The following is a 13,555-nucleotide window of genomic DNA, read 5'->3' as shown; positions in this document are numbered from 1 at the left end:
CTTGATGTCCTTGACCAGGCGCTCCTGGGCCTGCGCCTCGGCGGCGATGACAACCGTCCGGCGGTGGCGTTCGGCCTCCTCCACGACACGCAGCTTCTTGATCGACTCCTCCTGCTCCGCGACCGTACGGTCCACCGCGACCCGCTCGCGCACCACCTCGGCGATATCCCGCTTCTCGGTCTCGACCTCCTTGTCGGCGGCGATCCGCGTCAGCTGCGTCTCCCGCTCACGAGCGATGACCTCCAGCTGCCGGTCCTTCTCGATGCGCTCGCTCTCCACCGCGATGACCCGCTCGCGGTTCTTCGCGGCGACCGCCACCTCACGCGCCTGGTTCTCGCGCTGGACGCCGAGCTGCTCCTCCGTCCGAAGGAAGGCACTCTGGGCGCGCAGCCGCTCCTCCTCGACGACCTTGGCGGTCTCCGCCTCCTCCTTGGCCCGAACGGTCTCGATCTCGCGCCGCTGCCTGATCTCGGCGTCCGCCTGGCGGCGCTCCAGCTCCAGGATCGCCTCGCGGGCATCGACGTTCTGCCGGGTGATCTCCTTCTCCTCCGTGCGCTGGAACTCGTTCGTCCGCACGTGCTCGATGGCGGTCAGCTCGGTGATCTTCCGGATGCCCTGGGCGTCGAGGATGTTCGCGCTGTCGAGCTGGCTCAGCGGCGTCTGCTCCAGGTAGTCGATCGCCGCGTCCTCCAGGCTGTAACCGTTGAGGTCGGTCCCTATGACGGCGATGATCCGGTCGCGGAACTCGTCGCGCTTGGTGTAGAGGTCGGCGAAGTCGAGCTGCTTGCCGACGGTCTTCAGCGCCTCGGAGAACTTCGCGTTGAACAGCTCCTGGAGCGTGTCCTTGTCGCTCGCCCGCTGGGTGCCGATGGCCTGGGCGACCTTGATGACGTCCTCGACGGTCTTGTTGACCCGGACGAAGAAGGAGATGCGGATGTCCGCGCGGATGTTGTCCTGGCAGATCAGGCCGTCGCGGCCGGTGCGGGTGATGTCGATGGTCTTCACCGAGATGTCCATGACCTCGGCCTTGTGCAGGACGGGCAGGACGACCTGCCCGGTGAAGGTCACGTCGACCTTCCGCATCTTCGAGACGATCAGCGCCTTGCCCTGTTCCACCTTGCGGAACAGGCGGCTGACGATGAGGAGCAGGGCCAGGGCGATGAGCAGGACGACGGCGACGAGCACGCCGAGGCCCAGGGATATGGCATCCATGGTGAAGTCCTTGCGAAGAAGGTGAGATGAGGAACGTGGCGGCGGCGGGGCTCAGCCGACGGTGCGCGGGTCGAGAGCGCTGTCGTACGGAGCGACCCAGAAGAACTCGCCGGGTTCGTCGTACGCGTAGAGCAGCCCCGAGCTGCCCAGCGGCATGGGGTCGGAGCCGGACTGGCGGACCTGGACCACGGCGGTCGAGCCGTCCTGCGCCGTCACCTCGGCCTGCCCGAACCGTGCGTCCACGCGGCCGGTTCGGATCGTCGCGACGCGGCCGATGAAGTCCTGCCGGGACGGCTGCGGATCGTCGGGTTGGAACAGCAGGTGCAGCGGGCGGGCGAGGGCGCCGGTGACGGAGCGGGCCACGAGGAGTGACACGGCCGGCAGGACGAGGGCGCTGCCGCCGCCGACACCGAGGCGGTCGAGCAGGACGGTGCCGGCGAGACCGGCGAACCAGGCCACCGCGACGAACAGTGAGGCCGGGACGGTCAGAGGGACACCGGGCGCCCCGAGTGCCGAGGCTCCGACGGCCGAGTCCAGCGCGTCGTGTTCGACACCGCCGCACAGCACGAGCAGCCAGAAGACGAAAACCACGGCCAGGGCGATCGTGAAGATGCCGGTGGGGAAGCCGAGCGCGGCGGCGGTGAACTCGCTCATCCTGTCCCCTCCCGTGGTAGGTGCCTGCGGCGCGGGGGCGGCGGCGCGTGGATACGTTCCGCTTCCGGACCCCGGCACCTCGGCCGTTCCTCCGGATTCCCCCTGCCCGATCCTGCCGGTCCTGCGGGGGCGTTCGCATTGCCGTTGCCCGGCAGTCTTTGCGCCTCCTTGATGCCGAGGGGATCTCCTCGGACGTGGGGTGCTCGCGTGGCTGTACGCGGAGAGCAAGTGGAGTTAGCTTATAACTAAAGTTAGTCACTAACGGAACGAGGGGTGACGGGATGAACGCTCCCACAGTCGTCGTGGTCGGGGCCGGGCCGACCGGACTCGCGGCGGCGGCAGGGCTCCGGGTCGCGGGAGTCTCCGTGCGGCTGCTGGACAAGGCCCCCGGACCCGCCGCGACCTCACGGGCCCTGGGCCTGCAGCCGCGCGGAGCCGAGGTGCTCGACCGCCTCGGGGCCCTCGCGGATCTCCCCGAGCAGTCGGTTCGGATCGGGCAGGTCCTCGCGCACGTCGACGGCAAACCGCTCGCGCGGCTCCGCGTGGGGCAGCCGACGAAGCTGGTGACGCGGCCCGGCCTGCTCATGTCGCAGTCCGACGTCGAGGCCCGGCTCCGCGCACGCCTCGCCGCCCTCGGCGTCCACGCCGAATGGGGCAGTGAGCTCCTCGACGCGAGCCAGGAGGGTGAACGGGTGTCGCTCCGACTCGCGGACCAGGAGATCCACGCCGACTGGCTGGTGGGCTGCGACGGCGCGCACAGCCGTGTCCGCAAGACCGCCGGAATCGCGTTCCCGGGGGTGCCCGTGGTCGAGCGATTCCTCCTGGCAGACGTGACGGCCCGGCTGCCCGTACCCCGGGACACGGTGGCGGTCTGGCTGCGCGGCGACCGCATGCTCGGAGCCTTCCCCCTCCCCGGCGAGGACCTGTGGCGGCTGATGGCGCCCGCACCCGACGGAGCCGTCGACGATCCACTGGCCATCCTGTGCGCCCTGCTCGCCCAGGAGGCCGGCCTCCCCTCCTCGGCAGTCCGCCACGCCCACTGGACGTCCACCTTCGCGATCCACCGTCGTCTGGCCTCCGCCTACCGGCAGGGACGGATGCTGCTCGCGGGCGACGCTGCGCACATCCACAGCCCCTTCGGCGGGCAAGGGATGAACACGGGCCTCGGTGACGCCGAGAACCTGGCATGGAAGCTCGCCCTGGTCGCGACCGGCCGCGCCGGCGAGGGCCTGCTCGACACCTACGAGGCGGAGCGCCGGCCGGTGGCTGCCGAGGTGCTGAAGTCCACCAGCGCCATGACCGCCATGATGCTGGGGCGGACCTGGTGGGCGAGGACGCTGCGCGACCACGCCTTCGTGCCGCTGCTCGGCCGGCCCCTCGTGCAGCGGCTGCTCTGGGAGAAGTCCTCCCAGCTGACCCTCACCTACCGGACCGGTCCGCTCGGCGGCGGAGCACCGTACAGCCGCGGCCTGCGCCCGGGAGACCGCGTCCCGGACCTCACCTGCACTCGTGCGGACGGCGCGCCCACCCGGCTCTACGGAGAACTGCCCGCCCGCTGGGGCCTGCTGACTCCGAGCGGTGGGGCAATGGGGGAGTGGGTAGGTGTCGCAGACCGCCACCTCGGAGCAGGATCCGTCGCCGTCCTGCAGGTGCCCGGCGCTCACCGGGGCAAGGCAGCCCTGGTACGGCCCGACGGCCATCTCGCCTGGCAGGGAGCTTCCCCCTCAGCCCTCGGCAAGGCACTCACGCGCATACTCGTGGACGGCAGGCAGTGACCACGACAGGCGCCCGGAGGCCGCAGATCCATGACGTCCCACCCCGCACCGCCCCCCGGACTGCGCGCGCGCAAGAAGGCCCTCACGCGCCGGACGATCCAGGAACAGGCGCTGCGCCTCTTCCTGGCCCAGGGGTACCAGAACACCACCGTCGAGGAGATCGCCGCCGCGGCCGGGGTCTCCCACATGACCTTCTTCCGGCACTTCCCGACGAAGGAAGCCGTCGTCGAGAACGACGACTACGATCCGCTGATCGTCCGCCTCATCGAGGAGCGGCCGGAGAGCGAGGACAGCCTCACCGCGCTCCGCAATGCCCTGGTGCACGGCCTGGCGGCCGTCTACGGGAGCGACCGCGAGGCCCTCCTCGCCCGCACCCGCCTGGTCTTCGAGACGCCGGCCCTGCGCGCACGCACCTGGGACAACCAGTACGCCACCCAGCTGCTGCTGGCCGGAGCCCTGCGCTCACGCAACCCGGCGGAGAGCGAACTGGCCACCCGCGTGATCGCGGCGGCGGGCCTGGCCGCCGTCACCAGCGCGCTCGGGGCCTGGGTGGAGAGCGAGGGTGCCGGTGACCTGCCGTCCTTGGTCGACGAGGCCTTCCGCGCCCTGCGTCCGGCGTAGCGGACGCCGGGAAACGGCCGACAAGCCCGCGCTACGCCGGTTTCCGTCCATGAGCGCCTCTCTGGCCGCGCACCTGGCCATGGCCATCGGGTACGACGTCGTGAATGCCGGAGCCGGGTAGGCACCCAGGGGTTACTTTGCTGCCGGGACCGGATCCGCGTCCCGGTTCCGCGCGACACACCCGATCAGGAGAAGCACCATGCCAGCCCGTGATCTCGCCGAGCCGTACCCCCACGTGACCACCGACGATCCCGCGGTCGACGCGGTGAGGTTGCTGGCCGAGCGGAACCTGCCGGCCCTGCTGGTGCTCGACACCGACGGCCTTCCGTATGCCGTCGTGCCCGGATCCCAGCTGGTGGGGCAGTTGGTGCCCGAGTACGTGCTGGAGGACCCGCTGCTCGCCGCCGTGATCGACGACCGGCACGCGGACGACCTCGCCGAGGAACTGGCGGGCCTGACGGTCTCGGAGTGGCTCCCGCGCCGGACCTTCAAGCCTCCCTACGTCGGCCCGGACGCGGGAGTGCTCCAGATCGCCGCAGTCATGGCCCGCACGCACGTCCCGCTCGTCGCCGTCGTCGAGCACGGCGGTGGGGCGGTTCAGGTCCGGCTCGTCGGGGTCGTGACGGCCGCGGCCCTGATGCGGCACTACCTCGCGGCGGGCGGCCAGGCGTGAGCGACTGGCAGAGCTGGGCCGCCGTTGCCGTCTTCGTCGGCGCCTACGCCCTGATCATCAGCGAGAAAGTGCACCGCGTCGCCGCGGCCCTGGGCGGAGCCGGGCTGATGCTGGCGATCGGCGCCACCGACGACGGCGCAGCGTTCCACTCCGACGAGACGGGTATCGACTGGAACGTCATCTTCCTGCTCATGGGCATGATGATGATCGTCGGCGTGCTGAGACGGACCGGTCTCTTCGAGTATCTGGCGATCTGGTCGGTGAAGAAGGCCCGAGCGAGGCCGTTCCGGGTCATGGCCATGCTGGTCGTCATCACGGCGATGGCCTCGGCCCTGCTCGACAACGTCACCACCGTGCTGCTCGTCGCACCGGTGACACTGCTGGTCTGCGACCGGCTGCGGCTCTCCCCCGTACCCTTCCTGATCGCGGAGGTGCTCGCCTCGAACATCGGCGGCACGGCCACGCTCGTCGGCGATCCGCCGAACATCATCATCGCCAGCCGGGCAGGGCTCACCTTCAACGACTTCCTGGTCCACCTCGCCCCGTTGTGCGTCGTGCTGGTGGCGGTCCTCGTCCTGCTCTGCCGAGTCATGTTCGCCGAGCACTTCGTCTACGACGAGAAGCGGGCCGCGGAGATCATGGAGCTGCGCGAGCGGGAGGCGATCACCCAACCCCGGCTCCTGGTACAAGGACTGGGCGTACTCGCGCTGGTCGTCGCCGGCTTCGTCCTGCACCCGGTCCTCCACTACGAGCCGAGCGTGGTCGCCCTCCTGGGCGCGGGCCTGCTCATCGCGATCTCGAAGGTGGAGACCGGAGAGGTCCTCGGAGAGGTGGAGTGGCCCACCCTCGCCTTCTTCGCGGGCCTGTTCGTCATGGTCGGCGCCCTCATCGAGACCGGTGTCATCGGAGGGCTCGCCGGCTCGCTCGCGGACGCGATCGGAGGGGACGAACTCGGCGGCTCAATGCTCCTGCTGGGCGGCTCGGCGGCGCTCTCCGGGGTCGTCGACAACATTCCCTACGTGGCCACGATGGCCCCCATCACCAGCGAACTGGTCACCGACATGGGCGGCGACCCCGACCACGTCATGTGGTGGGCCCTCGCCCTGGGCGCCGACCTCGGCGGCAACGCCACCGCCATCGGCGCCTCCGCCAACGTCGTCGTCCTCGGTATCGCCGAACGCAACCGTCACCCCATCAGCTTCTGGGAGTTCACCAAGTACGGCCTCGTCGTCACCGTCGTCACCGTCGCCATGTCCGCCCTCTACCTCTGGCTGCGCTACTTCGCCCTCGGCTAGGCCCTCTCCTCCGGATCTTGTCGGGTGAGCTCGGGCCCGGCAGGATCCGGAAGAGACGGCCTGGTTCAGGCGTCATCTCCGGGCCAGCCGAGAAGGCGGGCGCCGATCACCGCGGTCTGCAAGGTGTAGCGGTTCAGCGGATCGGCCGGGTCGGCTGCGGTGAGGGAGTGGATGCGCTCCAGCCGGTAGGTGAAGGCCCGCACGCTCAGCGACAGGCGGCGGGCGGCCTCGGTCGCCACACAGCTGCTGTCGAAATAGGCGGTCAGCGTGTCGATGAGGGGCCGGGCGCCGCCGCGCGCCGAGCGCAGAGGGCCGAGAGTGCTCTCCACCAGGTCGGCCATGGCCTGCCGGTCGCGGGTCAGGACCGGGTAGACGAGCAGGTCGACGGCGTGCAGTACGGGCCCGTCGAAACCCATGCGCTCGGCGAGGTCCAGGGCGCCGAGAGCTTCCTCGTAGGAGTGGACGACCCCGCCGGCGCCGGGGTGGGAGCGGCCGATGGCGACCTTGCCGCCGTCGGTGGCCGCGTACGCCTGCTTGGCGAAGAACGCCAGGACGTCGGGCTGGTCCCCGGGCGCCACGCAGATCAGTCGGCCCTCCTTCGTGGTCAGCAGGATCTGCCGTCCGGGGAAGCGGGCCAGGACCGCCGTCTCGATGCCCCGGGCGACCCGGAAGCCGTCGCCGTACGGTTCGGGTCCGGCCGCCACGGCCACGGCGTGTGCTTGCGACAGGCGCAGGCCGAAGCGTTCGGCACGCTCGGCGAGCCGGCCGAGATCGCTTCCGCCGTACAGCAGGTCGTCGACGAACTCGCGGCGCGCGGCCTCCTCCTGACGGACCGCCTGCTGCTGGGCCCGTTCGTACCCCTCGACGAAGGCGTCCACGGCCTGTTCGACGACTGCCAACAGCGGACCGGACGACGTGGACGAGGGCAGTACGGTCTGGGCCGCCGCGAGGTGATCCCGTATCAGGGCGCGCAACGGGAGCCCTGCCTCCGCGGCGCGCTCCCCCTCCGCGCGGCGGGAGTCCAGCTCGTCGCGGTTCAGGCGGCGGCCCGTCGCGCAGGCGGCGGCGACGATGTCGGCGTAGCCCGCCAGATGATCAGGCGATGCCGTTCGGTCCGTCACGCACTTCCCCCAGTCCTGACGCGCCATGACGCTTCCTTGACGCGGGCACCAGAGTGCCATGTGGCACGGACGTCGCCGTCCCCGGCATCAAGGGGACGTAAAGACTGCCGGTCACCGGCAGTGTGTGCCGGACGGGGAGAATGGCATGATCGGGCCACGGGGGAACGCACCACAGCCCGGATGCCGAACCACGGAAATGGGGAGCGGTGTCCGGGCGGTGGTGGGTCACACACAACCGAGGATGGCCGTATGGGCGGCTCCCGTCCTTGTGTGACCTATCTCACATGTGGTTCCTGTCAGGAAACGGGTGGCTGTCCCGCTCAAGTCGCCGAGAGCGCAGCCAACCGACAGGAGCATCAGATGAAGCACCGCATCGTCGTCCTCGGTGCCGGCTATGCCGGGTCCTACGTGGCCGGCAACCTGGCCCGCAGACTGTCCCCGGCGGACACCGAGATCACCGTGGTCAACGCCGTACCGGACTTCGTCGAGCGGCTGCGGCTGCACCAGGTCGCGGCCGGCCAGGAAATCGAAACCCAGAAGCTCGCCGACATCTTCGCCGGCACGGGGACAAGGCTGCGCCTGGCCCGTGTCACCACCCTGGACCCCGAGCAGCAGGTCGTCACCGTGACCGACGCCGACGGGGGCGCCGAGGAGCTCGGCTACGACACGCTTCTCTACGCGCTCGGCAGCCACGGTGACGACCGGAGCGTCGCGGGAGTGGCCGAGCACGCCTTCGACGTCGCCGCCCGGCCCTCGGCCCTGCGCCTGCGCGAGCGCCTGGACGCCCTGCGGGAGGGCGGGATCGTGCTGGTCGTCGGCGACGGGCTGACCGGCATCGAGACCGCCACCGAGATCGCCGAATCCCGGCCCGGCCTGTCGGTGACGCTGGTCGCCCGCGGAGAGCTGGGCGCCCAGCTCTCCGCCGGAGCCCGCGGCCACCTGCGCCGGGCCTGCGGCCGGCTGGGCATCACCGTCGTGGAGCACACCAGCGTCGAAGCCGTCGAAGCGACCGGCGTGCGGTGCGCCGACGGCACCGCCCTGGCGTCCGACGCAACCGTGTGGACGGCCGGGTTCGCGGTCAACCCGATCGCCGCCGCAGCCGGGCTGGAGGTCACCCAGAACGGCCGGATCGTCGTCGACCGCACCATGCGATCGGTCTCGCACCCGAACATCTACGCCGCCGGCGACAGCGTCTACGCCATCGGCGACAACGGCCGGCCGCTGCCGATGTCCTGCGCTACGGCCGGCTACACCGGCATGCAGGCCATGAAGGCCATCGTGGGAAGCCTGACCGGCCGGCAGATCGGACACGTCAAGCTGGACTACCCGGGCAACCACATCAGCCTCGGGCGGCAGGACGGGATCCTGCAGATGGTCGACCGCGAAGGACAGCCCAAGGCGAAGTACATGGGCGGCCGGAAGGCGGCGCGTATCAAGGCGGGCATCCTCAAGGTCTCGCTGTGGACCAACTCGCACCCGACCTTCTGCATACCCAAGCGCCGGCGCCACCTGGTCGCCGCGGCGCAGGCGTCCGCCGGGACCACGGCCCCGTACGCGCGCCGGACGCCCCCGCCGGCAACGCGGTCGCGCAGCCGCCTAGGGTGACGCACGTGGACAGCACCGCTTTCGACCGCTTCGACACCGGTCGGTTCGAGGCCTGCCGGAACCGGCTGGCCTCGCTGGCGTACCGGCTGCTGGGCTCCGCCACCGAGGCCCAGGACGCAGTGCAGGATGCGTTCCTGCACTGGCAGGCCGCCGACCGGCAGCAGATCGAGGTCCCGGAAGCGTGGCTGGCGAAAGTCGTCACGAACCTGTGCCTCGACCGGCTCCGCTCGGCACAGACCCGCCGCGAACGCACCGTCGGTGCCTGGCTGCCCGAGCCGCTCCTCGACGGCGACCCGATGCTCGGCCCGGCCGACACCTTCGAGCAGCGCGAATCGGTCTCCCTGGCCATGCTGACCGTCATGGAGCGCCTGTCGCCCGTCGAGCGGGCCGTCTACATCCTGCGCGAAGCGTTCGCTTACAGCCACGCCGAGATCGCAGAGATCCTCGACATCACAGAGTCCGCGAGCCAGCAGCACCTGCACCGCGCGCGGAACCGCATCACCGCCGCGCGCCGCCGCGGCGGCGAAGTCGACCCGGCGTCCGCCCGCAGGATCGTCGAGGAATTCCTCGACGCCGCCACCTCCGGCCGCACCGAACGGCTGGTGGCGCTGCTCACCGACGACGTGATCGCGGTCTCCGACGGCGCCGGCCTGGCCGAGAAGCTGCTGCGGTACGACACTCCGCAGCGCGTCGCCGCCGTCATGCGGGGCGGCTTCAAGCCCACGCCCGCGAAGCGGCGACTCGCCGGCGGCGCACCCGCCATCCACTACGCGGTCGTCAACGGCGCCCCTGCCCTCCTCTTCGTCCTCGACGACAAGGTCATGGGCGCCGTGACGTTCGACGTCACCGAAGACAAGATCGCAACCGTGCGCGGCATCGCCGCCCCCGCCCGCCTCGTCCGTATCGCCGAAGCCTGGAGACAGCACGAACCGGCCACGCCGCTCGTCGCCCGGTGGTGACCCCACGCCGACCGCGGGTCGGCAGCGAGCCGGGGCGGACGCACAGGCCCTCGTCGGCTCGCCCCCCGCGTTCACCACGACGAGGTGGTCTCAGTCCCGGCCATCGGGTGGAGGGAGGATGGACGCGCCGCGTCCGAGGAGTTCGGCCAGTCCGCGGCGAGTGGCGGCCAGGACGACGCGGTCCTCCGGTTTGAGCACGTACCCCGGGTGCAGGTCCCAGACCAGCCCTGACTGGCGCGAGCCCCCTTCTGCGGGGGCGGAGGCGAGGTCGGGCCGGCGGTCCTCGGGGGAGGCGGTGTCGAGGGCGAGGACCCGCCAGGCGCCCGGGCGGAACGACTCCGCGACGGTGCGGCCCTCCAGGTAGGGATGGCCGGCCACGTCCACGGCGGCGAAGAGCAGGACCCGCCGTTCGACCGGAATGGCACCGAGGATCTGTCGGCCCATCATCGCCCCGGCGAAGGCGGGAGCGGCGAGATGCGTCACGCTGCGGCTGCGGGTCAGGGCGGCGGGATGCGCGGCCCGCAGGGTGCGGTAGACGGCGGTGGCGAAGTCGTCCTCGTACAGGCGCAGTACGGCCCGCAGATTCGGCTTGACGCTGCGGGCGTACAGGGCGGCCTCGAGGTTGGTGGTGTCCGAGCTGGTCAGGGCGAGGAGCGAGTGGGCTCGGTGGACGCGGGCCGACTCCAGTACGCCCTCGTCGGTCACGTCGCCGATGATCACGGGGACGCGCAGGCTGCGGGCCAGCGGGAGACCGCGTGCCTGCGGGTCGGATTCCACGCACACGACCGGGATCTCCAGTTCCCGCAGCCGGGCCAGCACCCGTGTGCCGATCTTGCCGAGCCCCAGCAGGACCACGTGACCCGACAGTCCGCGCGGGGGCCGGCGCAGTACTGTCGCCGTACGGAAGGCCCCGAGCGCCTCCAGCGCGGCAGCCACCAGCACCGGAAGCAGCAGCAGGCCCACGAACCCGCCCAGGATCTGAAGGACCTGCCGCTGGGTTGGGTCTCCGACCGCAGGGTCGTTGATCGCGAAGATGTCGAGCAGGGTGATGTACGCGGCGTGCAGGGGATGGTCGCCGTTCGTCACCCATGAGGCCACAGCGAGGGCTGCCACCGCGGCGACCATCCCGGCCATGGACCAGCGCAGCCTCCGGGAGAACAAGGAGGCCACCGGGAGCGCCCTGGCGCCCAGTCGCTGCCTCCCCTGAGCCGGGTCCGCGTGCGTGACCGTTTCGAGGGCCAGGATGCCTCGGCCCGTCGCGGCGGCGACGGCCCGGTCGTCCGGCAGCAGCCGCGGGCCGCGGTCCCCGCTGGATTCCGCGCCCTCGGCGCCTGCCGGGTCACTGGTCGTCGCGGACAGCAGCGCCAGGGTGCACAGGCCCGGGTCGGCCACCTCACCTCTCCCCGCAGGCGTACGCTCCACCGCGCGCAGCAGGAGGCCGTCGGCCTGGACCACCTTGCTGGTACCCGCGACGGCGCCGGCGGCCAGCGCGGGCGCGGCCGTATCGGCGTCCGAGAGCACGGTCGTCGAGGAGTCCAGTTCCCGCAGGTCGATACCCGGCTCCGCCACGATCGCGGCCTGGTCCAGGAGCTCTTCCAGGTGCTGGCCGAGCTTGCGGTTGTAGAGCCGGATCACCAGCCGCAGCCTCGGGTTGAGCCGGCGTGCCACCAGGGCGGCCCGGACGTTGGTGTCGTCGTCCTCGTAGACGAGTGCCAGGGCGGCGGCCCCGGCCACCCCGGCAGCGGCCAGTACCTCCTCGTCCGGCTCCGACGCGTCCAGGATCCGCAGCTCCCGCTCGGTCGGCGGCCCGCCGCCCGCGGTCCGTGCCCGTGGCAGGGAGACCCGCCCCAGCAGGCCGCGCCCCGGTGCCCTGGTAGCACGGCGGACGCCGGGCTGAGCATCCAGGGCGGCGGGCGCTACGAGCGTCACCCGCTCCTTGTAGACCTCCCGCAACTCGGAGGCCAGCCGATGGGCCAGCCCGTCGTCGCCGCATACGACCATCCGCCCCTCGGGGGCGGGCTGTTGAGGCTGCACTGATATCGAAGACACTGCCCAAGGATGCCCTGACCACGAAACCGGACCGGCCTCGGCCGCGCGCTCGTTCCGGGTACGCGGTGCGAGCCCATCCGGGGAATCGGTGCCCGGCCATGTGCGGCAGCCCTCCTTTCGCGGCGGTACCGGTCTTCACCCTCCCCTTCGGCGCATGGCTCGGCGAGGGGCCCGACAGGCCCAGGACGGGGACCGACCGGCCCATGCGCCCGGGACGGACATCGGGCCAGCCTGGCAGTGTTCCCCACTGACCAGCGACAGGAAGCAGGTCGAAAGTCATGAAGGCACTCGTCTTCCACGGCCCGGGACAGACCGCCTGGCAGGACGTCCCGGACCCCGCGATCAAGGACGCCGCCGACGTGATCGTCCGGGTCGACGCCGTGACCATCTGCGGCACCGATCTGCACATCATCGAGGGCGATGTCCCCGAGGTGACGCCGGGCCGGATCCTGGGGCACGAGGCTGTCGGAACCGTCGTCGAGATCGGCGGCGACGTCCGCACCGTCCGCCCCGGAGACAGGGTCCTCGTCTCCTGCATCTCCTCGTGCGGCCGCTGCCGCTTCTGCCGCGAGAGCCGCTACGGCCAGTGCCGCGGCGGCGGTGGCTGGGTACTCGGGCACACCATCGACGGCACGCAGGCCGAATACGTCCGGGTGCCCTTCGCCGACCTCTCCGTCCACCCGCTCCCCAGTGCCGTGGAGAGCCACGAAGCGGTGCTGCTGGCCGACATCTTCCCCACCTCGTACGAGGTGGGCGTCCTCAACGGGAAGGTGCGGCCGGGCGACACGGTCGCGGTGGTCGGGGCGGGTCCGATCGGCCTCGCGGCCATCGCCACGGCCCGGCTGTACAGCCCCGGGCGGATCATCGCCGTCGACCTCGCCGAATCGCGGCTGGCAGCCGCCCGGGCCTTCGGCGCGGACGCGACCGCCGGTGCGACCGAGCAGCCGGAAGAACTGGTGGCCGACCTGACCGACGGGCTCGGCGCCGACGTGGTCATCGAGGCCGTCGGCGTCCCCGCGGCCTTCGAGATGTGCACCCGGATGGTCCGCCCCGGCGGCCGGGTCGCGAACATCGGCGTCCACGGCAAGCCCGCCACCCTGCACCTCGAAGACCTGTGGATCAAGGACGTCACCATCACCACGGGCCTGGTCGACACCTCCTCCACACCCATGCTGCTCCGGATGATGGCGGCCGGCCGACTGCCGGGCAGTGAGCTCGTGACGCACCGCTTCGAGGTGGGACGGATGGAAGAGGCGTACGACGTCTTCTCCCTCGCCGGTGAGACCGGTGCCCTGAAGGTCGTACTCGGCGGCCCCCAGCACGACGTGGTCGCCGCGGCGGCCCGGCACGAAACCCTCGGGGCGTGATGGCCCTGAACACCAGCACCGGGATCCGCCGCCACGGGGATGCCTGCCGGACGCACCGACCTGGGACGCCGGATCGCCGCGCGCCGCGAGGAACTCGGCCTCAGCCGGGAAGAGCTGGGCGAGCGCTGTGGAAGTGATGCCACGTACCTCGCCTATCTGGAGGAACGCGCCGCGTCACCTGCGATCGGCTCCCTGCTCCGCCTCGCCGATGGGCTGGAGACGGC

General features: G+C 71.4%; 12 protein-coding genes. 8 read left to right on the top strand and 4 right to left on the bottom strand.

The window, feature by feature from the left end:
* Together ACWGIU_RS12690 and ACWGIU_RS12685 are read right to left on the bottom strand one after the other, a co-directional pair.
* A partial coding sequence (locus ACWGIU_RS12690) for a flotillin family protein (protein ID WP_453705077.1) occupies nt 1-1,212 on the bottom strand: 1,212 nt, incomplete at its 3' end.
* A 51-nt stretch (nt 1,213-1,263) separates the two neighbouring features.
* Entirely contained in the window at nt 1,264-1,866 is a 603-nt protein-coding gene (locus tag ACWGIU_RS12685) for a hypothetical protein (protein WP_453705075.1), read from the bottom strand.
* A gap of 281 nt (nt 1,867-2,147) precedes the next feature.
* Between ACWGIU_RS12685 and ACWGIU_RS12680 the strand changes: the two genes are divergently transcribed.
* From ACWGIU_RS12680 to ACWGIU_RS12665, 4 genes are all read left to right on the top strand, one after another.
* Nucleotides 2,148-3,641, top strand: coding sequence for an FAD-dependent monooxygenase (locus tag ACWGIU_RS12680; RefSeq protein ID WP_453705073.1), 1,494 nt, complete (start codon nt 2,148-2,150; stop codon nt 3,639-3,641).
* A gap of 30 nt (nt 3,642-3,671) precedes the next feature.
* Nucleotides 3,672-4,262: a TetR/AcrR family transcriptional regulator gene (locus tag ACWGIU_RS12675; protein WP_453705071.1), complete on the top strand. Its 591-nt coding sequence runs from the start codon at nt 3,672-3,674 to the stop codon at nt 4,260-4,262.
* 199 nt (nt 4,263-4,461) lie between these two features.
* Nucleotides 4,462-4,935, top strand: coding sequence for a CBS domain-containing protein (locus ACWGIU_RS12670; protein WP_453705069.1), 474 nt, complete (start codon nt 4,462-4,464; stop codon nt 4,933-4,935).
* Nucleotides 4,932-6,230 carry an SLC13 family permease gene (locus ACWGIU_RS12665; RefSeq protein WP_453705067.1) on the top strand — a complete coding sequence of 433 codons (1,299 nt, stop codon included), beginning with the start codon at nt 4,932-4,934 and terminating at the stop codon, nt 6,228-6,230. The genes ACWGIU_RS12670 and ACWGIU_RS12665 overlap by 4 nt, the downstream gene beginning before the upstream one ends.
* A 65-nt stretch (nt 6,231-6,295) precedes the next feature.
* Here the strand turns inward: ACWGIU_RS12665 and ACWGIU_RS12660 are convergent, their stop codons facing one another.
* On the bottom strand, nt 6,296-7,378 hold the full coding sequence (locus ACWGIU_RS12660) for a PucR family transcriptional regulator (RefSeq protein ID WP_453705065.1): 1,083 nt from the start codon (nt 7,376-7,378) through the stop codon (nt 6,296-6,298).
* Between the two features lie 333 nt (nt 7,379-7,711).
* On the opposite strand from ACWGIU_RS12660, the gene ACWGIU_RS12655 reads away from it, so the two are divergent.
* Together ACWGIU_RS12655 and ACWGIU_RS12650 are read left to right on the top strand one after the other, a co-directional pair.
* Entirely contained in the window at nt 7,712-8,956 is a 1,245-nt protein-coding gene (locus tag ACWGIU_RS12655; protein WP_453705063.1) for an NAD(P)/FAD-dependent oxidoreductase, read from the top strand.
* Nucleotides 8,957-8,961: 5 nt separating this feature from the next.
* The gene (locus tag ACWGIU_RS12650; RefSeq protein ID WP_453705062.1) at nt 8,962-9,915 is read left to right on the top strand and encodes a sigma-70 family RNA polymerase sigma factor; all 954 of its coding nucleotides are present in this window, start codon (nt 8,962-8,964) and stop codon (nt 9,913-9,915) included.
* 90 nt (nt 9,916-10,005) lie between these two features.
* On the opposite strand, the gene ACWGIU_RS12645 is transcribed toward ACWGIU_RS12650, so the two are convergent.
* Nucleotides 10,006-11,916 carry a potassium channel family protein gene (locus ACWGIU_RS12645; RefSeq protein WP_453705079.1) on the bottom strand — a complete coding sequence of 637 codons (1,911 nt, stop codon included), beginning with the start codon at nt 11,914-11,916 and terminating at the stop codon, nt 10,006-10,008.
* A gap of 326 nt (nt 11,917-12,242) precedes the next feature.
* On the opposite strand from ACWGIU_RS12645, the gene ACWGIU_RS12640 reads away from it, so the two are divergent.
* Together ACWGIU_RS12640 and ACWGIU_RS12635 are read left to right on the top strand one after the other, a co-directional pair.
* Nucleotides 12,243-13,331: a zinc-dependent alcohol dehydrogenase family protein gene (locus ACWGIU_RS12640; protein ID WP_453705060.1), complete on the top strand. Its 1,089-nt coding sequence runs from the start codon at nt 12,243-12,245 to the stop codon at nt 13,329-13,331.
* Nucleotides 13,332-13,370: 39 nt separating this feature from the next.
* Nucleotides 13,371-13,555, top strand: a 185-nt coding sequence (locus ACWGIU_RS12635) for a helix-turn-helix domain-containing protein (protein ID WP_453705058.1), incomplete at its 3' end; no start/stop codon positions are given.

This window comes from Streptomyces sp. NPDC054840, from assembly GCF_053611065.1.
This window is presented reverse-complemented; position numbering and strand designations above follow the sequence as displayed.